The organism is Bacillota bacterium (assembly GCA_013314855.1).
GTDB lineage: Bacteria > Bacillota > Clostridia > Acetivibrionales > DUMC01 > Ch48.
Genome location: JABUEW010000012.1, coordinates 1 through 26,447, shown reverse-complemented (window position 1 = coordinate 26,447; position 26,447 = coordinate 1). Strand labels below are relative to the sequence as shown.

Sequence of the window (26,447 nt, the reverse complement as noted above, 5' to 3'; positions counted from 1 at the left end):
GGTAGAAACCTATGCTAAGGATGTATAATGTGTTCTACAACTGGGTAATTATAAGAAAATCTTTTAAACCTGCAGGAATTCTTGCAAAATGCTCTTGACAAGTCCAAGCCTGCTATGTAATAATATTCCAAAAAGGTGAGTGTGCATAAGAGCAGGATGCTTGAGCTGCATAGGGGCACAATAAGCCCTACACGTGGAAATGATACCCCACGGAGTCACTTAAGGGTGATTCTGTGGGGTTTTTATTTCTCTGTTTTCGCCAAGGGAAATATAATGGAAGGAGGTCACCATAATGAGATTTGAGTTATATAACAGCATCAATCAGTATATAAACGATAACATGGATGTGTTGGCAAGGAATGAAATACAAAATAATTTAATCATTTCAAATTCAATAAGAGGAAAAGAAGGAGCAGACACAACTAATTGGTTTATGGCAGCGGTCAAAGATACGGGGGGAACTCCCCGGCTTATAGTATTAATGACTCCGCCGTACAATCTTGTCCTATATGAACTCGATAATAATGAAAATGACAAAGCTTTGAATGTTTTAATACATGAAATTGCCAATCTTGGGATGCAGATACCCGGTGTGCTTGCAGAAAAATCACTTGCTTGTCGGTTTGCAGATGAGTACTCTTCTTTGTGTGGAAGGATTAAAGAAGATGGCAAGAAAATGAGAATCTACAGGCTTGACAGGGTGAATGCCGTTTTCTTTTCATCAGGAAAACTGAGGATTGCAGACCAAAACGACCTGTACTTCTTGCCTTATTGGAGTATAGCATTTAATTTGGACTGTGGAATTGGTATGATTGATGTGCCAGGTGCTGTGGATAAGGTCAGAAAATTATTAAACGATAAGATTCTCTATATATGGGAGGATGGCTTTCCTGTTTCTCAAGCGGCAATGGGCAGGAAAACACTCAATGGGGCTGTTGTTAATGCAGTCTATACTCCACCACACTACCGGGGAAAAGGATACGCTACTTCCTGTGTGGCCAGTTTGAGTAAACATTTACTTGATAGTGACTATAAATTCTGCTGCCTGTTTACAGACCTGGCCAATCCGGTTTCCAATAGTATTTACATGAAAATAGGGTATAAGCTTGTGTGTGATTATGATGAATACAAGTTTGTGTGTGGGGGGGTGTCTGAATGATTTTTAATTCTGAACAGGTTCGACAATTCTATGCGGAATTGCTTGAGCAAAATGCAACTGCGTGGAAAACTATGCTTGACATAGACGATTTATCCCGCTGTGTTGAAAATCTTACAGACTCTGGTGTTGATCAGGGAGGAGGTGTTACTCCCATGATTATTGCAGCTTTCTGTATAGTTATTGTTGGGGGATGTTCTCTTTTTAATTGTTCAATTCGGCCTTCGAAGGTGCGTCCCTGTAAAGCTAAATCAACACATTTTTGTATAATTCCAGGATGCCTGGGTGGCTGTTTCTCGTTCTTGCCAAATTTCTTTTTAGGCTTGCGCTTGAACGGATGGAGAAAATCCTAGCGTTTATCTTCTGTAAGCAAAGGCTTGAAAAGTATAAAATTTGCTTTATATACCTATGTCTATAGGGTATAATAATATCTATAAGAATAGTAACTGAATTGAGAGGTAAATAATTATAGCTACTTTAAATATTCATATACCGGAAGAAATTATTTTTGTATTGAAAAAAGTAAAAAAGCATTGGAGAGAGAGATATTCCGAGGTGTAGCTTGAACATTTACATCATGGTAGATGCTGAGGGAATTAGCGGTGTTTTTGACAGCGAGCAGGTATCGACCTCGTCATCGTCCGGACGGTACAACGAAGGCCGAGAGCTGATGGTGCGAGATATCAACGCATGCGTTGAGGCCTACAAAGAGGCAGGGGCTGAAAAGGTTTACGTTAGAGACTGCCACGGCGGCGGTGCAAATGTCATCTGGAGCAAGTTTTCAAGTCTCGCGGATTACTACATAGTCGTCCAAACTGGCCAGGATTGTTTTCCCGGACTCGAGGACTGTGACGGTGTGATTTTGCTCGGGTACCATGTGATGGCAGGTACGTACGGCGATATGCTAGAGCATACTATGAGCTCTGCATCCGTACAGAATTACTGGAACAATGGTCAATTAGCTGGTGAGGTAGCTATTGACGCGGGAATTGTCGGCGACCGCGGCAAGCCAGTCATTATGGTTTCGGGTGACGACAAAGTCTGCTGCGAAGCCGAGGCACTGCTGCCTGGTGTGGTTACGGCGGAGGTCAAAAAAGGCATCACGTGGAAGGGTGGAATGATATTACCACTGGAAAAGGCATATGCTGTAATTAAGGCAAAAACAAAGGAGGCAATTTCGAGGCTTTCGGAGCAAAAGCCTCTAGTCTACAAAAAGCCGATACGGCTGAGAGTCGAACTGAAGGAGAGAAATCTGTTACCGACGCAGTATTCAAAGCTGTATATGACGATTCTTGATGGTAGAACCTATGAGGTCGAGGGTTCTACAATGGAAGAAACGCTATTTAGGTTGTAATAAATATTTTTGAATTAATGGAAGAAAAGTACTTTATATCTTGTTAAAGCAATAAGGTCTTTCTATAATCTCTCGGTGAAATGCCGGTTTCCTGCTTGAAAACTCTACTGAAATATAACGGGTTTTCGTAACCTACCATGAAGGAAACCTCGCTGATGCTTAAGGAGAAATTGGACAGAAGGTATTTTGCTTCGTTGATTCTGAGCTGCTTAATATAGGCTGTGGGTGAGAAACCGGTCAACTCCTTGAACTTATGTATAAACCAGTAAACGCTGAGATTGCATTCTTTGGCGTAGTCCCGGATTTGCTGGTTTCTGTTGAAGTTTGAATGCATCATTTTGAATATTTTTTCAAAAGTTGTATTGATTTTGCGTATTTTGGATTCATCCATCACCCGGGCTATTTTACCAAGTAGAGAAAGAAGCAGGGCGGAAGACAGTTCCTCAAACCTGGGACGCTTGACCTGGAGTTCGTGTGTGATCTCATTGAAAAGCTCTACAAACTCTTTTCCATAACCTATATGATATATATTCGAGTCCAAAAGGTTCATGCTTTCAAGAAGACGGTGAACGCCGTTTCCTGTGAAGTGAACCCAGCAGACCTCGGTACAATCCCGGCAGTAGTAATTGTAATACTGCGGCAGACCGGGGGTATAAATTGCTATGCTGCCCTCGGGCACCTCATATGTTTGCTCATTGAATGTAAAAAATCCTCTGCCTTTAATAATATAAATAATCTGATAATCGGGTCTTCCCTTTTCCCGTATAACGCTCCAATCTTTTGTAATAAAGCGTTGATAACCTGAGCCTACGACGGTCAGATAGTTGTCATTGTCCACCAGTCCCCGGCCTTCTGTGAAGTTATTTTTATGTGCTGCAATATTCAGCATTAGAAATACCCTCCCAACATGACAGCAATTATGTGCATAATTTCAGCAAACGTATGTATGTACTTAATTATATTATAATACTATAATTTTAACATAACAAGATAGATTGTCAAACATAATGAAACAATAATAGTACTTGCGTATGCGACAAATTCATCTATATTGTTGTCTGGATGATATTAGAGGATTAACGGTATGGAATCCATCAAGCGATCCTGAACAAATATGTTTTATTAAACAAATATTAGCGGGATGTCAAGTATATGAGAAAAGATATTTATATCGGAGTATCATGCTATACCGAATATTGGTCTGGGGAGAGGTGAAATGCGGACATCCGACTTATGATGAAGGCCGGAATCGATGTGCCTGAGAATGGCTGAGCTTGCTTGGTCATTCCTGGAACCCGAGAATGGCAGATTTGACTTTGCATGGCTGGATGAATTTATCGATATGGCATACAAGGAAGGGATCGAGGTAATACTCGGGACACCAACCGAGACTTCACCAAAGTGAATGCTTCATAAACATCCTGAGATTGTTGCAACCGATGAAACAGTTCATTTGCAGGGCGGCTGCGGCAGACACTGCTATAACAGTATTGCATTCATCCGGTATGTTAAGAGACTGGTTGAAGAGATGGCCGGACATTATGCTTCAAATCCAGCAGTTATAGGATGGCAGATAGACAATGAAGTCAGGGGGGTGAAGTGCAACTGCGAGCAATGCAACGGTTTGATTGTGAAATTACCTGTATAGCAAGGGATGGTGGACTCGATGACTTCTATTTCGTTTTCGCCTAAACGGTTGACATCTGAATATAAAAACGGTATATATCTTATCCTGGCATTCGTGTTGATGTTTCTCATACATTTTGTGCCGGTACCAAAGCCGTTTTACATGGGCAGCGAACTGGTACAGCTTACCGGGGAAGCAAAAGACACGCTTGCTGTATTTGCCTTCGCGATTTTTTCCTGGATGACTGGAGCTGTTCCGTTTGTGATTACTGCATTTATCACTTTGCTGCTGATTCCTGCTTTCGGCGTAAGTACGTTTTCCGATACGGTTGCAGCCAGCTTTGGAGACCCTTTAATCCTTTTCTTTATCGGTGTCATGATGGTTTCCGCTGCTTTCAGAAGCTCAGGTCTCAGTACGAGGTTGTCGCGGCTCATACTTGGCATGGTCGGTAAAAACCCGTCAAGAATAATCCTGGTATTTTTAATTTTCGGTGCATTCAGCGCCATGTGGTTTACTGAAGTGGCCGCAGCTGCTCTTTTTACCCCACTTGCAGTCGGTATACTTGACAAATGCGGGATCAAGGCTATGAAAAGCAATTTTGGCAAATCCTTGCTGATTGCATGTGCCTGGGGACCACTGGTGGGAGGAATGGGGACTCCGGTTGGCAGTGGGAGCAATGTACTCGCCATAAGTCTTTTGAACAAATATGCAAATTTGAATATAGGGTTCCTGGACTGGATGGCTATAGGTGTTCCGGCAGTAATTGTATTGGTTCCTATAGCGTGGCTTATAATCACCAGAGCGTATCCCAGCGAGTTAGATGAAATCAATATAGATGATGTGGCAGGAGAAGCTGAAAAAGGCCTGAACAAGAAGGAAATTGCCACAATGGTAATTTTTTCAGGGATGATTGTTCTCTGGCTTGCCGCACCTTCTATCAAGACAGCCACCGGAGGACGCATCAACCTTACAATGCAGATTGTGGCCATTTTGGGAGGAATACTGCTTTTTATACCGGGATTGAACATCTTTAGCTGGAAGGATGTCGAAAAAAGTGTGGACTGGGGAGGCATTATATTGATCACTTCCGGTCTTGCACTGGGCAAGATTGCATTTGATACGGGGGCGGCCAGGTGGCTTGCATGGGTGATTGCTTACGGGCTCCGTGTGGAGGTCCTGCCGCCGGTAATACTTGCAATGTTTGCAGTCCTGGTGGTGGGCATCATTCATCTATGCTTCTCCAGCAATACGGTAACCGGAGCCGTAACCGTGCCGCTTATGATTGCCATGGGAAGTGCTTTGCACGTAAGTCCCTGGTTTCTTGCCGTACCCGCGGCCTATTCAGCCTGTATGGCGTTCATACTGGTTACCGAAACGCCAACCAGTGTTATCCCTTATTCGGCGGGCTATTTTTCGCTGAAGGATATGGCTCTGATTGGAATACCCATGACAATCATTGTATCGGTGGTGGCAGGAGCAGTATTTTTTGGAATGGCCCACATTGTCGGAATGTGAACGGACACCGTCCAATATGACGGAAACTGCCATTAAGTAGGCGGACGACCCTGTCCGCTCGGGCAGGGTAAAAATTGAAAGGGAGGATTGTCTATGAGTGATATTAAGGGAAACGAAACAAACCTGGACTTGCTGCTGGAGCGAGCCCGTACTGCACAGCGGGAGATAGAGCATTACAGCCAGGAGCAGATAGACAGGGTGTGCCTTGCTATAGGATGGGAGGCATATAAGGATGAAAATATTTGCAAATGTGCGGAGCTTGCAGTGGAAGAGACGGGGATGGGACGTTATGAAGACAAAATGACAAAGCATAAGGTAAAAGTTCTAGGTGTTCTTAAGGACGTGATTGGTAAACCGAGTGTAGGACTGATAGAACGCGATGAAATCAGGGGCATTTCGAAGTATGCTAAACCGGTAGGAGTGGTCGGTGCGCTGACCCCGGTAACCAACCCAACAGTAACGCCTGCAAGCAATTCAATCACGATTTTAAAAGGCCGTAATGCCGTAATATTTGCTCCACATCCCAAAGCCAAAAAAAGCTGCAAGCTTATTTGCGATTTGATGCGCCAGGGCTTGAAAAAGGTAGGTGCTCCCATGGATCTGATTCAGTATATCGAAGAACCCAGTGTGGAGTTGAGCCAGGAATTGATGACGAAAGTTGACCTGGTACTGGCCACAGGGGGTTCGGCTATGGTGAAGGCCGCATATGGAAGTGGAACTCCTGCCTACGGAGTGGGCGTGGGAAATGCTGTGATGATTATCGCCGAAGATGCGGATGTGCCGGATGCTGCTAACAAGGTTCATTTAAGTAAAGTATTTGATAATGCTACATCATGCTCATCAGAAAATTCCATCATCATACACGAAAGCATTTATGATGAAATGATAAAGGAACTCACGAAGCTTGGCGGATACCTGTGTAGTGAAAAGGAAAAATCCGAACTTGAAAGATGGATGTGGATTCCAGGAAAATCAGGCAAGTTTGCACTAAACCCAAAAATAGTAGGACAATCTGCTGCCCGGATTGCCAAAGATGCCGGACTTAGCGTTCCTGAAAAAACGGATATGCTGATGGTTGAAGGCGCTGAACCGGGTGCGGGTGACAGATTTTCAGGCGAAAAGCTGTCCCCTGTATTGACCCTGTGGAAGTATTCAAGAATTGAGGATGCCATTTCATGTGCCGAGAAACTGACGAATTATTCAGGTTACGGCCATTCCTGCGGTATCTATACGTTCAATAAAGAATATATAAGCATGCTTGCGGAAGTAATGAAAACCAGCAGGATCATGGTACGGCAGCCGATGGCTCCGGCAAACGGGGGTAATTTTTTCAACGGCATGCCTTCAACGGTAACTTTAGGATGTGGTACATGGGGCGGCAATATCACAACCGAGAATATCAACTATCGTCATATGCTCAATATAACTTGGGTTTCCGAGCCGATACCTCCGGTCAAGCCTACCGATGAAGAGATGTGGGGGAATTATTGGGCGGCATTTGGAAAATAAGGATGGTGAAGCAGCTTTGAAATTATTTGAATACCAGGCAAAGGAATTGTTTAAAGAAGCAGGGATTCATGTACCTGAGAGTGTGTTGATTGAAGACAGATCACAGGTAAAAGACGCTGTATTAAAGACCGGACTCCCCTGTGTGTTAAAAGCTCAGGTGCTGAGAGGCGGCAGGGGTAAAGCCGGGTTGATCAGGTTTGTAGGGACCCTTGAAGAAGCGGAGAAGGAAGCGGTGAGGCTTTTCAATGCGGATATCCCGGTACATAAGCTCTTAATGGAAGAAGCGCTGGATATCGCCAGGGAACTGTACGTTTCGGTTACAATTGATCCGGTAACGGGTTCCGATCTGATTGTGGCAAGTGGTGCCGGAGGCATGGATATTGAAGAAATTGCCGTTAAAGCTCCGGAAAAGCTTATAAAGGAAAAAGTGGATGCTTTCAAAGGCTTAAACACCTTCCAGACAAGGAATATTGCTTTTCAACTGGATGTTGAACAGGATAAGGTAAGCGAGATGATTAAAATTGTTGCTTCAGTTTACAGTCTCTTTAAAAAGATAGATGCGGAACTGGTGGAGATCAATCCGCTTGTAATTACGGGAGACGGTAGATTGGTTGCGGCTGATGGAAAAATCAGCATAGATGATCATTCGCTTTTCAGACAGAAGAATTTTGGAATTTCCAGAAGCCATTTCGACAGTGACCTTGAGTTTGAAGCAGCTGTAGCCGGATTCCCATATCTCAGATTTGATGGGGACATCGGCATCATGTGTGCCGGCGCCGGATTGACCAATACCGTATACGACCTGATCCATTACTATGGCGGAAAGCCTGCAAATTATCTGGAATTTGGCGGACCAAATTATACCAGGACAGTAGAAGCCATGAGCATTGCTCTGAAAAACAAACCGAAAGTCCTGCTTATTGTTACCTTTGGAACAATCGCAAGGGCTGATGTTATAGCAAGAGGTATAGAAGAAGCGATCGAAAAGTTGAAACCCGACATTCCTATTGTTACAGCAATCCGCGGAACCGGTGAGGAGGAAGCCAATGAGATCCTTAAGCGTATGGGACTTCATCCGCTTGCGGATACGGAGGAAGCGGTTAAAACGGCTATAGCGCTGGCAGCAAAGGGGGGAGAAAAATGAGTGTATTCATCGATAAAGATACAAGGGTTCTTGTTCAGGGCATTACAGGAAAAGAAGGGTCATTTTGGACAAAACACATGATCGAACTCGGAACCTGTGTTGTAGCAGGAGTGACTCCCGGAAAAGAAGGTCAGACGGTTGAAGGGGTACCGGTATTCCACACTGTCAGGCGCGCTGCCGCAAAAACCAATCCTGACGCTTCACTTTTGTTTGTTCCACCCCAGTTTGCAAAGGATGCCGTCTTCGAAGCCATTGACGCAGGCATACGAAAGATTGTGGTAACAGCTGAAGGCATACCCCTTCATGATACCCTGAAAATCAGAAGCGCAGCACTGGAATGTGGAGCGATGATTTTCGGGGGAAATACAACGGGTGTTATTACTCCCGGTGTAGCGATGATGGGTTTTTTCCCATATTGGATAGACAGGGTTTACCGTAAAGGCAGAATAGGAGTGATGACCCGCAGTGGCTCGTTGACAAATGAAGTAACTGCCATGGTTGTAAAGGCAGGCTTTGGAGTCTCTACCCTGGTCGGAGTAGGAGGTGATGCGGTTCCCGCGACAAGATTTGCGGAAGTGCTGCCTCTATTTCAAAATGATGCCGATACTGATGCGGTAGTAATGATCGGGGAAATCGGAGGTACGATGGAAGAAGAAGTGGCCCGGGTCATTGCAGACGGTAAATTTACAAAACCGCTGGTAGCCTTTATTGCAGGGTGGACTGCGCCGCCGGGGAAAAAAATGGGACACGCGGGAGCTATTGTCACCGGAGGAAAAGGAACTGCGGCCAGCAAGGCCGACGCGTTGACAGGTGCAGGGGCGCTTGTAGCGAAGCGGCCGAGCCAGGTGGGGGAACTGCTGCGATCGGTTTTAAATAAATAGTAAATGTGGAGAAGGTGGTCAGAATGAGAGAAGAAGAATTGAAGCATTTACGTAAAGTAGCAGTGGATGTTAGAAAAAACATTGTCAGCATGATCGGAGAAGTCGGAGTAGGGCACATCGGCGGAGCCATGTCCATAGCGGAGGTTCTGACAGTATTATATTACAAGGTCATGAAGATCAATCCTGCTGACCCGAAATGGGAGGAGAGGGACAGGTTTGTACTGTCAAAAGGACACGCGGGACCGGCATTATATGCTGTTCTAGCTATGAAGGGCTATTTCCCTGTAGAAGAACTGATGACCCTGAACAAGCCGGGTACTAAGCTCCCCAGTCACTGCGACATGCAGCGTACTATAGGAATTGATATGACGGCGGGATCGCTAGGACAGGGGATTTCGGCAGCTGTAGGCATGGCAATTGCTGCAAAGATGGACAGAAAGAATGTGAGAGTATATGCCCTGATCGGATGCGGAGAAAGCCAGGAAGGACAAGTATGGGAGGCAGCCATGCTTGCGTCGCAAAAAAAACTGGATAATCTGATTGGATTTACCGATTACAACAAAATGCAGATTGACGGGACAACCGACGAGATTAATTCTCTGGAACCGATTGAAGATAAATGGAAATCTTTCGGCTGGTACACACAATCGGTGGACGGACACGACATAAAACAGATATATGATGCCATTGTAAAAGCGCAGGAAGTAAGCGGAAAGCCTTCAATGATCATACTGAACACTGTCAAAGGAAAGGGCGCTTCGTTCTGTGAAGGAAAGGTCGGCTCACATAATATGCCTGTGACAAAAGAAGATGTCGCGCAGGCGTTAAAGGAACTTGACAAAGGTATGGAGGAGTGAATTGAATGTTTGATGACAAGGAATTAAGAGCGGTTTACTGTGAATCATTGATAGCGCTTGCTGAAAAAGATGAGCGTATTGTACTTCTTGAAGCTGATTTAATGAAAGCTTCGGGTACTGTGCCTTTTAAGGAAAGGTTTCCTGAAAGGACTGTGGATGTCGGTGTAGCGGAAGCCAATATGATTGGGGTTGCGGCAGGCTTAAGCGCCTTCGGGAAGATACCTTTTGCCAATTCCTTTACCGCTTTTGCCACAAGAAGGTGTTTTGATCAGATTACCATATCGGTGGCATATGCCGGACTGAATGTGAAAATCGGGGGTACCGATCCGGGTGTTACAGCGGAATTGAACGGAGGCACCCATATGAGTCTGGAGGATGTCGGCATTATGAGAACACTGCCCGGTATGACCATATTCGAGCCAGTTGACGGCACTCAACTGAAAAAGGCAATGCCCCAGATTGCCGCACATTACGGACCGGTATATATCAGGTTATATCGAAGGCGTGCATTTAAGATATTTGATGACGGATACAAATTTGATCTGTGGAAGTCCGACTTGCTGTTGGATGGAAAGGATGTAACCCTCTTTGTAACCGGAATACTGGTCAGAAGCGCTCTGGATGCGGCAGAAATCCTTAAAGTCAAAGGAATAAGCGCAAAGGTGGTCAATATACATACCATAAAGCCTATTGACCGTGAAGGTGTCATTTCCGCAGCCAGGGAAACAGGTGCGGTGGTAACGGTTGAAAACCACAACATTATCGGCGGTCTGGGCAGCGCCGTGGCTGAAGTATTGATCGAAGAGTGCCCGGTTCCAATGAAAAGGATAGGCGTTGCAGACCATTTTGGGGAGGTCGGCAGGAAGGAATACCTGTTTGAAAAATACCATATGACTGCCGGGGATATAGCGCGCGCGGCGGAAGAAGTCATCGCAAAAAAAAATAGGAGGTAAAAAGATGATGAAGATTGCAGTAGGTTCCGATAAATCCGGTTTCAGTTTGAAGGAGGAGGTGAAAAAACATCTGGTTTCACTGGGGTATGAAGTTGAAGACCTGGGTATGACGGATCCCGATGGGTTCAAACCCTATTACGAGGTAGCACCCGTTGTGGCAAGGAAAGTCCAGAAGGGTGAAGTGGAAAAAGCCGTCTTGATTTGTGGAACCGGCGCGGGCATGTGCATCGTGGCGAATAAATTCAAAGGTGTCTATGCGGTGGCTGTTGAAAGCAGCTATTCAGCCAGGATGAGTAAAATTATCAACAAAGCCAACATCATTACGATGGGGGGCTGGCTTATTGCGCCTCAGCAGGCAATAGACATGGTGAACAGATGGCTTGAAGCGGATTTTACCGAGGGGTTCCCGGCGGACAGGCGAAAATTTCTCTGCGGCGCCCTTGAAGAAATAAAGAAACTGGAAGAAATAAATTTTAAATAGCTTTAGCGTCGAAAGGGGACATTCCGAAACTGCAGAGAACAGAAAACAGAGACCAGATAACAGAATTATTAAATTGCTTCAAAGCCTACTTAAATCTAATTTCTGACTTCTGACATCTGATTTCTGGAATGGTGTGTCCCCTTACATTAAAAGGAGCTGCTGAAAATGGAAAAGTTGAAAGTGGGATTGGTAAGTGCTGTTCAACCCAGTTTCTGGGGGAGCAGGGAAGGTCAGTATGCAAAACACTATGTTCCCGAGATGCAGAAGATTGCCGAAGAACTTGGGTTTGACCTGTATGTAGTAAAAGAGCCCCTTGTTGCAAGGAAAGACTCCGAAGCCGTAAAAAAGGAGCTGGAGACCAAGAAGGTCGATTTCCTGCTGATTCAGCTCACAACCTTTGCCGGAGGGGATGTTATCGGGCCTTTAACCGAAACGGGCGCAAGAATCGGTTTATGGGGAATACCCGAAATAACGGATAGTGGCGCCATCCCTTTAAATTCATTTTGCGGGATGAACATGTACGCCAGCATCATAGGACAGTATATCGGCAGGAACATAAAATGCAAATGGTTCTATGGAGACATCACGGATGACCTCTTTATTAACAGATTTAAAATAACCGTGAAGGCGCTCACGGCTATAAAAAACGTATGGGGTTCGCGAATAGCCCTTGTGGGAGGCATTGCCCCGGGTTTCAACGATTTCTATTATGACGAGCGCAAAACGAAATCCAGGCTGGGTGTATCGGTGGAGAGGCTTCATGAATTTTCCGAAATAAAGGACAGGGCTTTATCCTATAAGGACAGCGAAGTGAAGGATGTAATTGATGAAATGGTCAATGAGGCACGTTGTGTAACGCCGGATGCAAAAAAAAATCTGGATACGACTGCCAGAGTCTATAAGGCTTTTGAAGATTTCATCAGCGAAAACGGATACAAGGCCGTTGCCATAGGATGCTGGCCGAAATACAGGAAAGAGTTGGGGATCGTCGTCTGTTCCATCATAGGGCGACTGCTGGACAAAGGATATATAGCCGCATGTGAAGGCGATGTGGACAGCGCCATCAGTATGATGTTCCTTCACGGGCTTACCGATGACATGCCCATGCTGATGGATTTGTCCAAACTTGACTTCGATACGGAATCGGTGCTGATGTGGCACTGCGGGTCGGCGCCTTCCAGGTTTGCCGACAGCAGGGGGATGTGTCTGGCCGGACACTACAAACCGGGCAGCAGGATTGCGGGAGCCGACAATGTGAAGGTAGGGACAATCGGGGATATGTATTACAAGAGCCAATCGGCTACGATAGCCAGGCTCACATGGGAATATGAAAGGATGCTTGTCCTTTCGGGCGAGTTCATTGAAAAACAGGACAGGAGTTATGACGGCAGCAGGGGTTGGATCGGCAACCTTAAAATGAATGGCAAGCCCATTGCACTGAAGGATCTCGTTAATACGTTAATGCTTCAAAGATTCCAGCACCATTACCCGATCGTCGGAGGCAGCGTTGAAAACGAACTCATGGAAGTGATGGCATGGTTGGACATTAAGCCGCTTCCTGTGACAGAGTATAGGGAATACCTGCAAAATATAGAATAAAATAAAGAAAGGGGTAAAATAATATGAAAATATGTAATTCAAAAGTGCTTGCCGATGATGCAGCCCGGAAAGGCTATGCAGTACCTGCTTTAAATACCAATGGGGCAACTTATGATATTACGAGGGCGATAATAGAAGCAGCTGAGGAACTGCAATCCCCCCTTATAATACAGTGTTATGAGCCCAACCTTGAATACCGCGGGTATGATTTTTTTACTTACCTGACACGTTATCTGGCTTCGGATTGTACAATCCCCATAGCCATGCAGCTTGACCACGGCAAGAGCCTCGAGTCGATCATGAGGGCTGTAAAAGCAGGATTTACAGGGGTTATGATCGATTATGCAGGCTGCCCGCTGGAAGAAAATATTGATGGTACAAATCTTGTGATAAATCTTGTTAGGCCTCTGGGTATAAGCGTTGAGGCAGAGGTAGGAAATATTATCAAGAGCTCAGAAGCGGAAGGTAAGAAGGCACCGCTGACAAGTCCGGATGAAGTAAAGCAGTTTGTGGAAAATGTCGATGTGGATTTGCTGGCTGTTGGAATAGGCACCACTCATGGAATTTTCAAGGAGCAGACCGGTATTAATGTCGACCATATAACCGAAATCAGGAAAGTAACGGATGTACCGCTGGTACTTCACGGAACAAGCGGCGTATCCCTTGAAACCATTTCGAAATGTGTGGAAAAAGGCATGAGCAAAATTAACTTCGGAGAAGGACTCAGGATGAACTACATTCAATATTTCAATGAGTATAGCAATTCCCTGAATCATGAATTCCATGCATGGAGAATCATGCAGGCCTGCAAGGATCATCTGAAAAAGGATATTAAGGACATCATACGCGCATTAGGCTCTGATGGAAGAGCACAGGAAATCAAAATATAACAGGATGGTTGAAATGAGTATAACCAGCACGGTGGAAAGTTTTAAAAGAAAAGTGGAAAAAGTGAGGAAACTGGCATCGGATAAAGAGCTTGACGGGATTGTCGTCAGCTCTTTACCCAATTTTTCATGGTTGACGGGTGGCAGAGGGTTTGTCGGACTTGCATCGGAGACATCCTGTGCGTCCATCGCAATTACCCGTGACAGGATACTGCTGATTGCTAACAATATTGAAGCCGGAAGGCTGCATGACGAAGAACTCGGGGGATTGAGCTTTGATGACGCTATATACAACTGGTACGATGATATCGACATCAGGGAGCTTGCTTTACAAACCCTCGGAATAAGGAATGCAGCAGTTGATACGGAGCTGGCCGGTGAATTCAGGAGTATGCGAAGCACCCTGGATGATGTTGAAATATTCAGGTATAAAGCGCTGGGGTATGAAGCGGCAAATGCTGTAGAGGATGTTTGCTTTTTAGTAAGACAGGGAACGACAGAGTATGAAATTGCCGGAGAAGTCGGAAAAAGACTCTGGTCGTTAGGAATAGAACCCATAACGATATTAGTCGGTTCGGACTGGAGACTGTTTAAATACAGGCATCCTCTGCCGACGAGCAAAAGTCTGGACAAGTACCTGATGATTGCCGTATGTGCAAGAAGGCAGGGGTTATATGCCTCACTGACAAGATTTGTCCACTTCGGCAAACTCCCTGACGATATCAAGGTAAAACACAGTGCAGTTACAAAAACGGATGCTGCATTTATATTAAGTACAAGGCCGGAAATGGCAGTTTCAGATGTTTTCAAACTGGCGCTCGAGGAGTACAGGCGAACCGGTTATGCCGACGAGTGGAAGCTGCATCACCAGGGAGGACTCACAGGATATATGGCCAGGGAATATCGTGGTACGGAAAAATGTCTGGAAATTGTAAAAGCGAACCAGGCATTTGCATGGAATCCTTCCATTTCAGGAACAAAATCGGAAGATACCATCATTGTAATGGAAGACGAAAATCAAATACTTACCTATACCGGTGAATATCCGTATATTGAGGTAGTATATGAAGGAAAGGAGCTTAAAAGACCGGACATATTGATAAGGTAATTGGAGTGGTTGCAATAATGAATGCAACCGGAGGATATAAATGTAAATTTGCATATTGTATGCAACCATGCTATAATTGTCATAGACTATAAAATAGATTTCTTTGGAAAAGCCTAAAATCATATTTTTGGTGATCACATGAAACTGTTGAAAAAGTTTAAAGGTGTATATTTCAAGCTTATGATTTCATTTTTGGCAATAGTATTGGTAAGCACGATTTTTATTGGAATATTCTCATATTTGACCTTTTCTTCCAATTTTAACGAATTTGTTTTTTCGCTTAAGGACAACCAACTGGAAAATCTAGGGAAAATGCTGGAAGAATCCATAATAAAGAAGGCGCAACAGGAATTTGTCAATCTGGCTGGTCCTATGCAGAGTTCCAACTACTTTATATTTTTTATTAACAATCCCTTGTCCGGCAACTATGATAAGGTACTTCAATTTAATAAATACCTTAAAGAAAGAGTACTTGTAAGCCATGGTGTCCTCCATTCAATCGACGTATATATTGCAGACAGCGATGTAATGATATCTTCGGTTTATGGCTTGAAATTTGATGTGTCCCGGATTTCACGCTCTTCTGCGGATTTAATGTGGTTTTATACTATTAACAGTTCCGAGGATAATGTCAAATGGCTGGGATTGTCTCAAAAAGCAGACAGTACATACAGTCGGATCGGAGAAGTTTTTTCATATGTAAAAACATATCCATATGATTCTTCCGGCCGTAATTGCAAAGGGTTTATCGCTATTCATATTAATGAAAGAGCAGTATATGAAATAATCAGGAGCTATGGCTTCGATTCCATGAACGCCATTTATATTGTTACATCGGACGGTTCTCTGATATCAACAACAAACAGAGACCAGCCGGCTGCGGATAAAGTGCTTTCCAGTATTGGCCCGTTTGATTTCTCCGGTGAGAGTGGAAGATTTGTTAACTATGTAAATAAGGTAAGAAGTATAATTACATACACATCACTTTCTTCTACAGGTTGGAAAATAATAAATATACTCCCTGTTGATGTGTTTTACGAAAAATTAAGAAATATACTATACCAGGTTTTTGCAATATGTCTTTTAACAATGGTTGTAGGAATTGTTTTGTCCGGTCTATTCACATTTAATATCTATAATCCTTTAAAAATCCTTATTGAGAATCTTAAGAAGATATTTCATAGTTCCAGGATATCTCCGGTTAACACGGAAAACGAATATGTATTTCTTGCTGATGCGTTCAGTAATATGTCATTAAAAGTAAAAAATCTTGAGGTTATACTGGAAACAAACATGAGTCTGATAAAACATAACCTGGTATTGAGGCTGCTTAATCATACTGTAAATGATTACAGCGAATTTAGAGAACGCATGAAATTGATAGGGCTGAAATTCAATTACTCATGCTATTGTACAATTATTATTCAAATTGACTATTTCAATTCAAATATTAGTTTGCAGGACAGTCATTATATCAGGTATTCTCTTATTGAAAGTATAGAAAATTATAATATGGGTTCAATTTCATGCTTTGCTACGGAATTAAGTGATGATAGCCTGGGGATTATTGTTAATTCTACACCCGATAGCCAGGATCTTTATATTGCATTATGCAATTTCCTGATGAGCCAGGAAAAGATTTTTCCTGTAAAGCTGGTTTTTTACATTGGTAGAGTGGTTGAAAATCCGGTTGATCTATACCAGTCTTTTGATACTGCAAAGTTACTTCAGAAATATTTGTATTTCATGCCGGAAAATAGAATTTTTACTGAAGATATTCTAATGGTTAGAGAGAACAGTTCACTGGAAATTCCTGATAAAATTATCGAGAAGATAATAGGTGCACTTGATTCAAATAATGAAAATGAACTGGACAGCTCTCTTGATGAACTGATTCATCTTATGAAGAGTAGCAACTATTCTGCTGATCATTGTCAACAAAAACTCATTTACTTGTTGTCGGTTTTGTCCAGATACATGCACTATTTGCCGCACAAAAAGAAGTTCATTGGCAGGGAACTATTTGAACAGTTTTCTGCAATTAATAATATAGACGATGCCGGGAATTGGATAAGGTGTATAGCGGCTGAAGTCATTAAGTGTACAGGAAGGAGAAGTGAGTTCAAAAGTTATGAGGCCGTAGATCAGGCAATAGATTATATACGGAAAAATCTTAATTCCGATCTCTCCCTGCAGAATGTAGCCCGGAAAGTCTTCCTGAGCGCATCTTATTTTAGCCGTCTCTTTAAGAGTAAAACCGGCACGGATTTCGCTGATTATGTTTCCAATACCCGTTTGGAAATGGCTAGGGAGCTTTTACTGAAAACTAATATGTCAGTGGAAACAATAGCGGCTGAAACAGGATTCAGCAGTGCCGGATACTTCATCAAAGTATTTAAACGGCGCTATGGGATGACCCCTAAAAGCTATAAACTAAAAGCTATAAACTTTAGAGCTTTAGAGGATTCCATGTAGTAAAGATTACATCCTCTTACATAGTAATTTCTTGTCATTCTGGTATTTTCTAAACATTACCGTATAAAGGTCAGAAATTACAATGATTAATATCTTTTGTTGATTGACTTAAATGATATTAGCTTTTAAACTGTTTATATGGATGACTACCGTTTTGAGCATCGAAAAGGGGGTGAAAGGTTTGCTTGAAAATCTTGAAAATATAGTTAATAGAACTAATAAAACAGAAGCTGCTTATTCTCTACATAATAGAGGAATATTTTATAAATATTTCAAATACAGATATTTATTTATAATGATGCTTCCGGGTTTGCTTTATTACATTATTTTTCATTATGCCCCGCTTTATGGCATACAGATAGCTTTTAAGGAATACATGTTCAAAAAGGGAATATGGAACAGTCCATGGATTGGGTTGTCGGTTTTCAAACACGTATTTAATCTTCCGACTTTCTGGCAAGTATTCAGAAATACATTGATTATAAGCCTTTACAATTTAATTTTTGGATTTCCTGCACCCATACTTCTTGCAGTCCTTCTGAATGAAATAAGATTGCGTGGATTTAAAAAAGTCGTCCAGACATTAAGTTATTTGCCGCATTTCATTTCATGGGTAATCCTTGGGGGCCTTTTCATACAATTTTTATCGCCTTCCATCGGTCCGGTCAACATTGCTTTAAAAGCACTTACCCTGCCTCCTGTATTTTTCCTCGGTGACCCCAAATGGTTCAGATTTACGCTGGTGATTACGGATATATGGAAAAGTGTTGGATGGGGATCAATAGTATATATAGCTGCAATTAGCGGAATTATTGACTCTCAACTATATGAGGCCGGTGAAATGGATGGAGCCAGCAGAATTCAGAAAATAATACATATTACAATACCTTCACTGGCGCCGGTGATTACCATTATGTTGATATTTGCAATAGGAAGGATTGTAAATGACAATTTCGACCAGATATTTAACCTGTACAATCCCGCAGTTTACAGCGTAGGTGATGTTATCAGCACATATATATACCGTATAGGCCTAGGAGGCATGCAATATAACACAGCAACAGCCGTAGGACTATTTAAGAATGTTATAGCCTTTATAATGATAGTACTTGCCAACTCACTGGCTAAGAAAATAAACGAATATGGAATATGGTAGCAGCCAGTACATGTATAAAAATAAGGAGGAATATATTTCCAATGTACAGAACAAGAAGAAGTTCTCAGGATATTATTATTGATATTTGTATATATTTGTTCATAATTTTATTTTCTATTTCAATAATATACCCTTTTTTATATGTGTTATCGTTATCCTTTTCCGCACCATCAGTTCCTTTCACCGAAATAAATATTATACCGCCGGAAGTCTCAATCATTAATTATCAGCGTGTGTTTAAGGACAAATTTATCGCTAGCGGATTCCGGAACAGTGTTATCAGGCTTGTAACCGGCTGTTTTTTTTCAATGAGTGTAACGATTCTTCTTGCGTATCCACTTTCAAAAAAGTACCTTCCGAACAGGACATTTTGGATGGCATTAATTGTATTCACCATGTATTTCAGCGGAGGTTTGATACCGAATTATTTACTGGTGAAAAACTTAGGGTTGATAAACAAGGTATGGGCATTAGTGCTTCCGCGCCTGGTTACTACATACCATATGATTATTGTAAGGAACTTTTTTGCGTCAATTCCGGAGACACTGGAGGAGTCAGCCAGGATAGACGGGGCAAAGGACTTCAGGATACTTTTCAGCATTATTCTGCCATTATCCATGCCCATCATTGCCACATTATTCTTGTGGACAGCCGTATATCACTGGAATGCCTGGTTTGACGCTCTGATGTATATTACTGATCCCAAAAAGCAGGTCCTCCAGAATGTGACAAGGCGTATTGTAATTGAAGCTGCTTTCCAGGAAATAGATGTAGAATACATGAATCCTGAATCATTTAAGGCTGCCGCTACAATCATTACAATAATGCCTATTCTCCTGGTATATCCGTTTATTCAGAAGTATTTTGTCAAAGGTATAATGGTTGGATCTCTTAAAGGATAATTAAAACAACAATAAAAAGGGGAGATGATATGGATTTGAATACCGGTCAAAGATATCCTAAGCCAATACTGTTCAAACCTGACTTGTGTGATGTATCGAAAAGATGGGATGCATTCTTCAACGGCGATATTATCGATAGACCGATTGTGTCGGTAATTGCTCCAAAAAACGGACATAAAATTGAAAAGACTGCCAAACAGTTATGGATGCTGGAAGAGCGTATTTTCGGCGATATGGACCGGGCAATCGATGAAGTGCTTGAAGCGGCAAAAAGCACATATTACGGGGGTGAAGCTTTACCGTCGATAAACATTACCTTCGGCCCCGATACTATAGCTGCATTGTGCGGTGCAGAACTTGAGATTAATCCTGATTCTGCGGATACCATATGGGCTAAGCCTTTTGTGGAGGACTGGAAGAAATCTCTTCCAATTAAATTAAATAAAGAATGCTATATATGGAAAAGACTGATGAAATTTTATGAAAAGGCATTTGAGAAGCTTGGAGGGAAAATGCTGTTGACAACACTGGACCTTCATACAAACATGGATTTGCTGGCTGCCATAAGAGGTCCCCAGGCTTTATGCATGGACTTGCTGGATTGTCCGGAGTTAATCGACGACGCAATGAAGGATGCGAAGAATATTTTCCGTGAGTTGTGGGATGTAATGAGGGAAGCGGGAAGGATGGATGAATACGGATATGTGCGCCACGATGTCTATTCATTTGATGGCGCGGCTATTCTTCAATGCGATTTCAGCATCATGATCAGCCCTGAAATGTTCAACCGCTGGGTGATGCCCGCCCTTGAAGAAGAAGCCGAGGTGGTGAAACATGCAATGTACCACTGGGATGGTTTGGGTGCTATAGCTGCTCATAAAAACAGTGTTTTAAACAGCAAGGGACTATATATTATACAGGTTGTACCCGGTGCTGGGAATGGGGAGTTAATTGAATATCTGGATTTATTGAAAGAAATACAGGCGGTTGGCAAGGCGGTTGAGGTCAGGGGGAGTATAGACCAAATTAAAATCATGCACAAGGAACTAAAACCCGAAAAGGCTGTTTATCATGTAAGAGCATCGAGCCAGGACGAAGCGGATGAGATTTTGGAATGGTTTGTGAAAAATACATAAGGTACTAACCATTAAACGGTTATGTATAAATCAAATTTATAAGGAGGGTACGAATATGGTGAAGATTTTTTCAAAAATTCTAACTGCAGGTCTGGTTTTGGCATTATTGCTGAATGTCACAGGATGCGCGCCAAAACAAAAAGACAAGGATTCCGGAGGGGGTGAAATTTCCGAAACAAGTAGCCAGACAAGCAGTACGGTAGCCAAAACAGACTCTTCTGGCATTCCGGAAAAGTATAAGCCTGATCCGAACAAGCAATATACTTTTAGCTGGACATCATATCAGATGGCACCTCTGGACAGCGATCCTTATATCCTTAGGTACTTTGAGGAGAAATTCAATGTGAAATTTGATTTATGGTACATCGATATGTCAAAATATGCGGAGCTTATTGCTCTTAGAGTAGCCAGCGGAGAGGTCCCGGACCTTTTCAGGATACAACCGGCTACAAACTTCCTTAATTATTATGAACAGAATATATTAATGGAGATTCCCAGGGATGTACTTGAATATTATGCACCTGAAATGGTTGCACATTACAAGGAATTAATCGGACCTGACGTATTTACCAAATACTATAATTTTGACGGGGGACTTTATGGCATACCTGTAATACAGCATAAGAATATTTATAGGAAGCCGGTTCTTTATCGTGGCGACTGGCTAAAAAATGTAGGAATGGAAAAGGAGCCCGACACAATTGAAGAATTTGAAAAAGCCATGTATGCTTTTGCTCACGAGGACCCCGATAGGAACGGTAAAAAAGATACCTATGGTTTGTCAAAGGAAGGTATGAGTGTGGTGTACGGTGCTTACGGATACCAGCCGAATATCTGGACGGAAAAGGATGGAAGGCTGGTTTTTGGAGGAATACAGCCGGAAATGAAGGAAGCCCTTGGACTTCTCCGCAAATGGTATGCAGACAAGGTCCTTGACCCTGAATTCGTTACAGGTGAAAAGGTAGGAAGCCTGCTAGGTGTTCCATTTATACAGGGGAGGATAGGCTTTACCTGTGCAGGTGCATTTCATAACTGGGTACCGTCATTTCCGGGAAGAATGGATGTTTCACCTTCAAGAGCAGAAATGGCTAAACTGAATCCTAAAGCTGTTGAAGAACTGGTATTTGGAAAGCCGCCGGCAGGACCGAATGGAGCACGAGGGGTTCTACGTGATAAATTCTTTGGTGACCTTGTATACTCCTTTGGAAAACAATTGGAAAAAGAACCAGACAAATTTTCGCGGCTATTGCAGGTTATCAATGACATCCACTTCGTCAGCCTTGAGGAAAATGCTACAGCATATTATGGAATGGAAGGTAGGGACTGGAAATTAAATGAGTACGGGACTGTCGATCCTGTTAATCCGAATTGGAAAGCTCTGGAAGCTAGTAAGAAAGGAGGACATATAGTCCTTCAGTGCTTTAATTATGGGCCAATGGATTTCAAGCCGTCGCCTGTATTCACGGAATGGATGGATAAACATTATTTCAGGGAATATGGGATGATGGATGCACTTATAAATCCGCTGCCTTCCATATCAAAATACAAGGCAGAATTGGATAAATTGAGGGAAGAGGCTTATACGCAGATTATTACCGGTGATAAACCACTTGAATATTTTGATGAATATGTTCAAAAGTGGAAAAAGGCTGGTGGTGAAATCCTTGAAAAAGAAGCGAATTCTGAAAAATAGAAACATGGTTTGATGATCGGATATTTACGCGCAGGCATACTTCCATTTCAGTTAAGGAGTGTGCCTGCTCTTTAATAAAGATTAAACTGCAACTCTAATGACATTATGAAAAAAGGAGAATGAAGTGATGAAAAATCCCAGGATAGCATTTATCGGAGCTGGAAGCTATGGATTTACATTCAGACTCATGGTGGATATTTTAAGCTTTGAAGCTTTGCAGGATAGTGAAATAGTATTTATGGATATTGACAGGTCAAGACTTGACAATCTGAAGATAATCATTGATGAATACCTTGCAAAGACCGGATGTTCAGTCCGTAATATAATTTATACCCTTGACCTTGAGAAAGCACTTGAAGGATGCAATTTTGTCATCAATCTTGTTAAAATAGGACTATTAGGCGCGGTTGATTCGGACATGCAAATACCCAAGAAATACGGACTTAATCAGACAATAGGTGATACGTCGGGAATAGCGGGTGTTTTCCGGGGTTTAAGGACCATGCCGTTCTGTGAGAAAATGCTGAAGCTGATAGAAAAAAACAGTTCTCAGGATGTTGTTGTTTTAAACTATACAAACCCCCAGGCGATGCTTGTTATGTATGCCGCATCCGTGAGTAAAGTACCCTTTATAGGATTATGCCACAGTGTACAGGGAACTACAAAAACCATAGCGAAATATCTTGATATCCCATATGATGAACTGGACTATGATTGTGCAGGCATAAACCATATGGCATGGATTACAAAACTGGAAAGAAACGGTGAGGATATATACCCTCTTTTCAGAAACCTGGTAAAAGAGCGAGGTATTTATTCATCAGGAAAAAATGACGATGATGATGTGGTAGCAAAGCTGGGACCCACAAGACTCGATATGCTTAATAGAACCGGATATATGGTTACCGAATCCAGTACACATTTCGCGGAATATGTTCCATATTATCTGCGTACCCGGGAGCTGGCGGATAAGTATCTTGTAGAGATTGATAAATACAGTTTTTTTGCGAAGAGGAAAGAGAATAACTACAAAGCTATATTGGATAAGGCTGTAAAACATGAATTGCCAAACTATGAAAGAAGTGTGGAATATGGTCCACAAATCTTGAATTCCTTGGTAACTAATATTCCTTGCAAGGTGTATGCTAATTTTATAAACCGAGGACTTATTACTAATCTGCCGGAATTCAGTGCAGTTGAGGTAAAATCTCTTGTTGACAGGAGTGGGGTCCATCCATGCATCTATGGCGATTTGCCTACCCAGCTGGCAGCTTTGAACAGGATGGAAATCAATGTTCATCAACTTGCTGTTGAAGCCATGCTAAAGCATGACAGGCGCTATGTGTATTGGGCATTGATGATGGATCCGCTTACCCACAGTGTATTAGACATCGACCAGATTGAGAATGTTGTTGATGAACTTATAAAAGTTCATTCGGAGTACCTGAAGGGTTATTTGTGCTGATTGGCAGTAATGAAGAGGAGGCATCAAATTAAGCTCGCATAAAAATTGAAAGGAAGATATCAGATGAATGCTAAGGAACAAGTTGACATATTCCTGAATAGAGAAAAACCGGATGTGATTCCCTATACGGTTAACATCCGAATGTGGCGGATGAACAATCCTGATGATCCCATATGGAATGAATTTTTCAAAGAAGGCCTTGGACTGAGCTGTCATGTTCCTACAGCCAAGGAAATACACAAGGGTGTAACACTAAAAAAAGAAACTTGTAATGTAAACGGGCGCGTCCTTGAAAAAACAACTCTTAGTACTCCTGTAGGAGATATATACAGAATTGCTGATGGATCATGGACATTGAAATACTGGATAGAAAATGAGAAGGATTATGAAGTAATGCTCTATATAGTAAAAAATACGGATATTGTTCCGGATTATGATAACTACAGGATGCTTGTTGATGAGATAGAATCCCGGACAGCCACAAGTCCTGTTATAAAGCTGCAAATGGGACGATCTCCGTTTCAGAAGTTGCAGGTTGAATTACTTGGCCTTGAAAATTTCGCGTTTCATCTTTTTGACTATGAAGACCTTGTAGATGAACTATATAAAGCATTGTATAAAAACTTCATTAAGAAACTGGAGATTGTAGCTGAAGGCCCCGGAAGGTTCATATGGCTTGGGGAAAATTTTTCAGCCGAGACAATAGGCAGGGAAAGATATAAGACAAAACTTATGAATGTTTATGAAGAGTGTGCACCTTTAGCGCATCAAAACGGAAAAATATTCGGTGTGCATTTTGATGGAAGGACAAATGCTTGTAAGGATTTAATAGCAAATTCGGCTTTTGACCTGATAGAATCACTCACACCACCCCCTGAAGGCGATATGGAGTATAAGGATGCCCGAATAGCATGGCCTGACAAGCTGTTATGGTGTAATATAAACGTCTCAAAGTATTTTATGCCATTTAACGAACTCAGTGCTCTGGTCAAACAATACGCGAGGGATGCATCCGTTGACGGCAGGCTTCTGGCGTTCGGCATATCTGAAGATCTGCCGGCAAATTGGCGGGATTCAATACCGGTTGTACTCAGAGCATTAAAGGAATATGCACTAGAATAAGATTATATTAACCGAAGGAAAAACCCGCAGATGAATTGCGGGTTTTTTACCTTATTACAAGGATAACTCCCATCAACATAAGAAAAATGTATATAATTTTATTCAGATTCTCCTTGTTGATCTTTGTAAAAATATAGAGACCGAGAAGGCTTCCTGCAATTGCAGCTGCCAGACCGGTACCAACATACGTAAGAACATTCCAGTCAATATTACCATATAATATGTGTATTAGTATCGAAAAAACTGAACTTGTTGTCATCGTTATCTGCATACAGGCTGCATATTTCATTTTATCGTTTATACTTGAAATATAGTAAATTACTATTGGAGGACCGGAAATATTGAACATTCCACCAAACAAACCGCTCAGGGACCCTGCAATAGACCCGTTTAAAAAAGAAGCATGTATTTTAATTTTTGTACTATACCTGAAAAAATAAATTGAAAGCAAGACAAGGAAAATACCAAGTATTACTCTTAGTACGTCTCCTGCAGAATTTATAAGAATGTAAGTTCCTGTAAGTCTTCCAATTATTGAAAACACAACAGGAGTAGAAACAATCTTCAGATCCACATGCTTTCTAAGCCTTATAACAAGCTGCAGATTTGTAATAAAACCAAGCAAAAGTACTACAACGGCAGCAATTTTTATTGGTAGAATCAATGTAAGAAGTGGAACTGAAATTATAGCAAAACCAAAACCTAAAGCTCCTTGGGTTATGCCGGACAATAGAAAAATCAAAAATATTTGAATGTATGTCATATTCTCTCCTCAAATAGAATTATAGTATTATTACATGAGCAAGTAAATAAAGGCTTTTGCTGAAAATATATATGATTTTGCTGAAAATCACATGAGTCGTGATGCATCGTGCGATTGGGGGCATTTCTGTACAACAAAAGTGAAATAATGAAGCACCAGATAAGGCAAACTGTATTGGAACATTTAAGAAAGAAAAAGAAATTTTCGGATAAGGGTATCAAGGTACTTTCTTTGTTTTTTATTGACAAGGTAGATAATTATTTGAATGAAGATGGCTTTATACGAAAGTGCTTTGTTGAAGCATTCAAGGAGTTTACAGCACAACAGGAATACAGAGAATTATATTATGTATATTAAAATCACTATATCTTTTGCTATTGCTATTCTAATATTTTTACCTAATATATTCTTTAATTCTTTTAAAATTCCTTGTTTCAAGACTCATTTTCTTATAGCAACTTTTAACTTAAAAAATTTAACTAAAAGCAGTTGCATTTAGATAAAAACAGGAGTATTATACCTGACTTTGGTATCAGACATTAAAAAATGGTGATAACTTTACAAAAATTGTAAGGCTGTTGCAACTGCAACAGCCCTTTTAAGTATCCGAAAATTCAAGTTATAGTTTATAGTTGAATATCGATTTTATTTGTGACTCTGTCAG

General features: G+C 41.9%; 25 protein-coding genes. 23 read left to right on the top strand and 2 right to left on the bottom strand.

Annotation, left to right across the window (positions count from 1 at the left end):
- The first annotated feature begins 292 nt into the window (after nucleotides 1-292).
- The 3 genes from HPY74_03245 to HPY74_03235 all read left to right on the top strand — a co-directional run bounded on the left by HPY74_03245 (nucleotide 293) and on the right by HPY74_03235 (nucleotide 2,510).
- A complete protein-coding gene (locus tag HPY74_03245; GenBank protein ID NSW89694.1) occupies nucleotides 293-1,159 on the top strand; it encodes a GNAT family N-acetyltransferase in 867 nt (288 codons plus the stop codon).
- A complete protein-coding gene (locus HPY74_03240) occupies nucleotides 1,156-1,509 on the top strand; it encodes a hypothetical protein (GenBank protein ID NSW89693.1) in 354 nt (117 codons plus the stop codon). The genes HPY74_03245 and HPY74_03240 overlap by 4 nt, the downstream gene beginning before the upstream one ends.
- A gap of 209 nt (nucleotides 1,510-1,718) precedes the next feature.
- Nucleotides 1,719-2,510 carry a M55 family metallopeptidase gene (locus HPY74_03235; GenBank protein ID NSW89692.1) on the top strand — a complete coding sequence of 264 codons (792 nt, stop codon included), beginning with the start codon at nucleotides 1,719-1,721 and terminating at the stop codon, nucleotides 2,508-2,510.
- 43 nt (nucleotides 2,511-2,553) lie between these two features.
- On the opposite strand, the gene HPY74_03230 is transcribed toward HPY74_03235, so the two are convergent.
- On the bottom strand, nucleotides 2,554-3,399 hold the full coding sequence (locus HPY74_03230) for an AraC family transcriptional regulator (protein NSW89691.1): 846 nt from the start codon (nucleotides 3,397-3,399) through the stop codon (nucleotides 2,554-2,556).
- A gap of 363 nt (nucleotides 3,400-3,762) precedes the next feature.
- Here HPY74_03230 and HPY74_03225 point away from each other — a divergent pair, with 363 nt between their 5' ends.
- The 19 genes from HPY74_03225 to HPY74_03135 all read left to right on the top strand — a co-directional run bounded on the left by HPY74_03225 (nucleotide 3,763) and on the right by HPY74_03135 (nucleotide 25,020).
- Entirely contained in the window at nucleotides 3,763-3,915 is a 153-nt protein-coding gene (locus HPY74_03225) for a beta-galactosidase (GenBank protein ID NSW89690.1), read from the top strand.
- A complete protein-coding gene (locus HPY74_03220) occupies nucleotides 3,916-4,158 on the top strand; it encodes a beta-galactosidase (protein ID NSW89689.1) in 243 nt (80 codons plus the stop codon). It begins immediately after the preceding gene.
- An 18-nt stretch (nucleotides 4,159-4,176) separates the two neighbouring features.
- Complete coding sequence (locus HPY74_03215) at nucleotides 4,177-5,652, top strand: DASS family sodium-coupled anion symporter (protein ID NSW89688.1); 1,476 nt, start codon at nucleotides 4,177-4,179, stop codon at nucleotides 5,650-5,652.
- A gap of 93 nt (nucleotides 5,653-5,745) precedes the next feature.
- Nucleotides 5,746-7,161 carry an aldehyde dehydrogenase family protein gene (locus HPY74_03210; protein NSW89687.1) on the top strand — a complete coding sequence of 472 codons (1,416 nt, stop codon included), beginning with the start codon at nucleotides 5,746-5,748 and terminating at the stop codon, nucleotides 7,159-7,161.
- Between the two features lie 16 nt (nucleotides 7,162-7,177).
- Nucleotides 7,178-8,305 (top strand): acetate--CoA ligase family protein, encoded by a 1,128-nt coding sequence (locus HPY74_03205; protein ID NSW89686.1) that lies wholly within the window; start codon nucleotides 7,178-7,180, stop codon nucleotides 8,303-8,305.
- Complete coding sequence (sucD, locus tag HPY74_03200; protein ID NSW89685.1) at nucleotides 8,302-9,186, top strand: succinate--CoA ligase subunit alpha; 885 nt, start codon at nucleotides 8,302-8,304, stop codon at nucleotides 9,184-9,186. The genes HPY74_03205 and sucD overlap by 4 nt, the downstream gene beginning before the upstream one ends.
- Nucleotides 9,187-9,209: 23 nt before the next feature.
- On the top strand, nucleotides 9,210-10,043 hold the full coding sequence (locus HPY74_03195; protein ID NSW89684.1) for a transketolase: 834 nt from the start codon (nucleotides 9,210-9,212) through the stop codon (nucleotides 10,041-10,043).
- A gap of 5 nt (nucleotides 10,044-10,048) precedes the next feature.
- Entirely contained in the window at nucleotides 10,049-10,996 is a 948-nt protein-coding gene (locus tag HPY74_03190) for a transketolase family protein (protein ID NSW89683.1), read from the top strand.
- A gap of 7 nt (nucleotides 10,997-11,003) precedes the next feature.
- The gene (locus tag HPY74_03185) at nucleotides 11,004-11,477 is read left to right on the top strand and encodes an RpiB/LacA/LacB family sugar-phosphate isomerase (protein ID NSW89682.1); all 474 of its coding nucleotides are present in this window, start codon (nucleotides 11,004-11,006) and stop codon (nucleotides 11,475-11,477) included.
- 165 nt (nucleotides 11,478-11,642) lie between these two features.
- Nucleotides 11,643-13,076 carry a hypothetical protein gene (locus HPY74_03180; protein NSW89681.1) on the top strand — a complete coding sequence of 478 codons (1,434 nt, stop codon included), beginning with the start codon at nucleotides 11,643-11,645 and terminating at the stop codon, nucleotides 13,074-13,076.
- 23 nt (nucleotides 13,077-13,099) lie between these two features.
- Nucleotides 13,100-13,966 carry a class II fructose-bisphosphate aldolase family protein gene (locus tag HPY74_03175; GenBank protein NSW89680.1) on the top strand — a complete coding sequence of 289 codons (867 nt, stop codon included), beginning with the start codon at nucleotides 13,100-13,102 and terminating at the stop codon, nucleotides 13,964-13,966.
- 13 nt (nucleotides 13,967-13,979) lie between these two features.
- Nucleotides 13,980-15,071, top strand: coding sequence for an aminopeptidase P family N-terminal domain-containing protein (locus HPY74_03170; GenBank protein NSW89679.1), 1,092 nt, complete (start codon nucleotides 13,980-13,982; stop codon nucleotides 15,069-15,071).
- A gap of 138 nt (nucleotides 15,072-15,209) precedes the next feature.
- Nucleotides 15,210-17,546: an AraC family transcriptional regulator gene (locus HPY74_03165; protein ID NSW89678.1), complete on the top strand. Its 2,337-nt coding sequence runs from the start codon at nucleotides 15,210-15,212 to the stop codon at nucleotides 17,544-17,546.
- A 142-nt stretch (nucleotides 17,547-17,688) separates the two neighbouring features.
- Complete coding sequence (locus HPY74_03160) at nucleotides 17,689-18,702, top strand: sugar ABC transporter permease (protein ID NSW89677.1); 1,014 nt, start codon at nucleotides 17,689-17,691, stop codon at nucleotides 18,700-18,702.
- 41 nt (nucleotides 18,703-18,743) lie between these two features.
- The gene (locus HPY74_03155) at nucleotides 18,744-19,604 is read left to right on the top strand and encodes a carbohydrate ABC transporter permease (GenBank protein NSW89676.1); all 861 of its coding nucleotides are present in this window, start codon (nucleotides 18,744-18,746) and stop codon (nucleotides 19,602-19,604) included.
- Between the two features lie 29 nt (nucleotides 19,605-19,633).
- Nucleotides 19,634-20,740 carry a hypothetical protein gene (locus tag HPY74_03150; protein NSW89675.1) on the top strand — a complete coding sequence of 369 codons (1,107 nt, stop codon included), beginning with the start codon at nucleotides 19,634-19,636 and terminating at the stop codon, nucleotides 20,738-20,740.
- A 55-nt stretch (nucleotides 20,741-20,795) separates the two neighbouring features.
- Nucleotides 20,796-22,433: an extracellular solute-binding protein gene (locus HPY74_03145; GenBank protein NSW89674.1), complete on the top strand. Its 1,638-nt coding sequence runs from the start codon at nucleotides 20,796-20,798 to the stop codon at nucleotides 22,431-22,433.
- 127 nt (nucleotides 22,434-22,560) lie between these two features.
- Entirely contained in the window at nucleotides 22,561-23,898 is a 1,338-nt protein-coding gene (gene melA / locus HPY74_03140) for an alpha-galactosidase (GenBank protein ID NSW89673.1), read from the top strand.
- Between the two features lie 63 nt (nucleotides 23,899-23,961).
- On the top strand, nucleotides 23,962-25,020 hold the full coding sequence (locus HPY74_03135) for a hypothetical protein (GenBank protein NSW89672.1): 1,059 nt from the start codon (nucleotides 23,962-23,964) through the stop codon (nucleotides 25,018-25,020).
- Nucleotides 25,021-25,066: 46 nt separating this feature from the next.
- Here HPY74_03135 and HPY74_03130 read toward each other — a convergent pair whose 3' ends face one another.
- Nucleotides 25,067-25,783 (bottom strand): sulfite exporter TauE/SafE family protein, encoded by a 717-nt coding sequence (locus HPY74_03130; protein NSW89671.1) that lies wholly within the window; start codon nucleotides 25,781-25,783, stop codon nucleotides 25,067-25,069.
- Between the two features lie 114 nt (nucleotides 25,784-25,897).
- Here HPY74_03130 and HPY74_03125 point away from each other — a divergent pair, with 114 nt between their 5' ends.
- A complete protein-coding gene (locus tag HPY74_03125) occupies nucleotides 25,898-26,140 on the top strand; it encodes a hypothetical protein (protein ID NSW89670.1) in 243 nt (80 codons plus the stop codon).
- Nucleotides 26,141-26,447 lie beyond the last annotated feature (307 nt).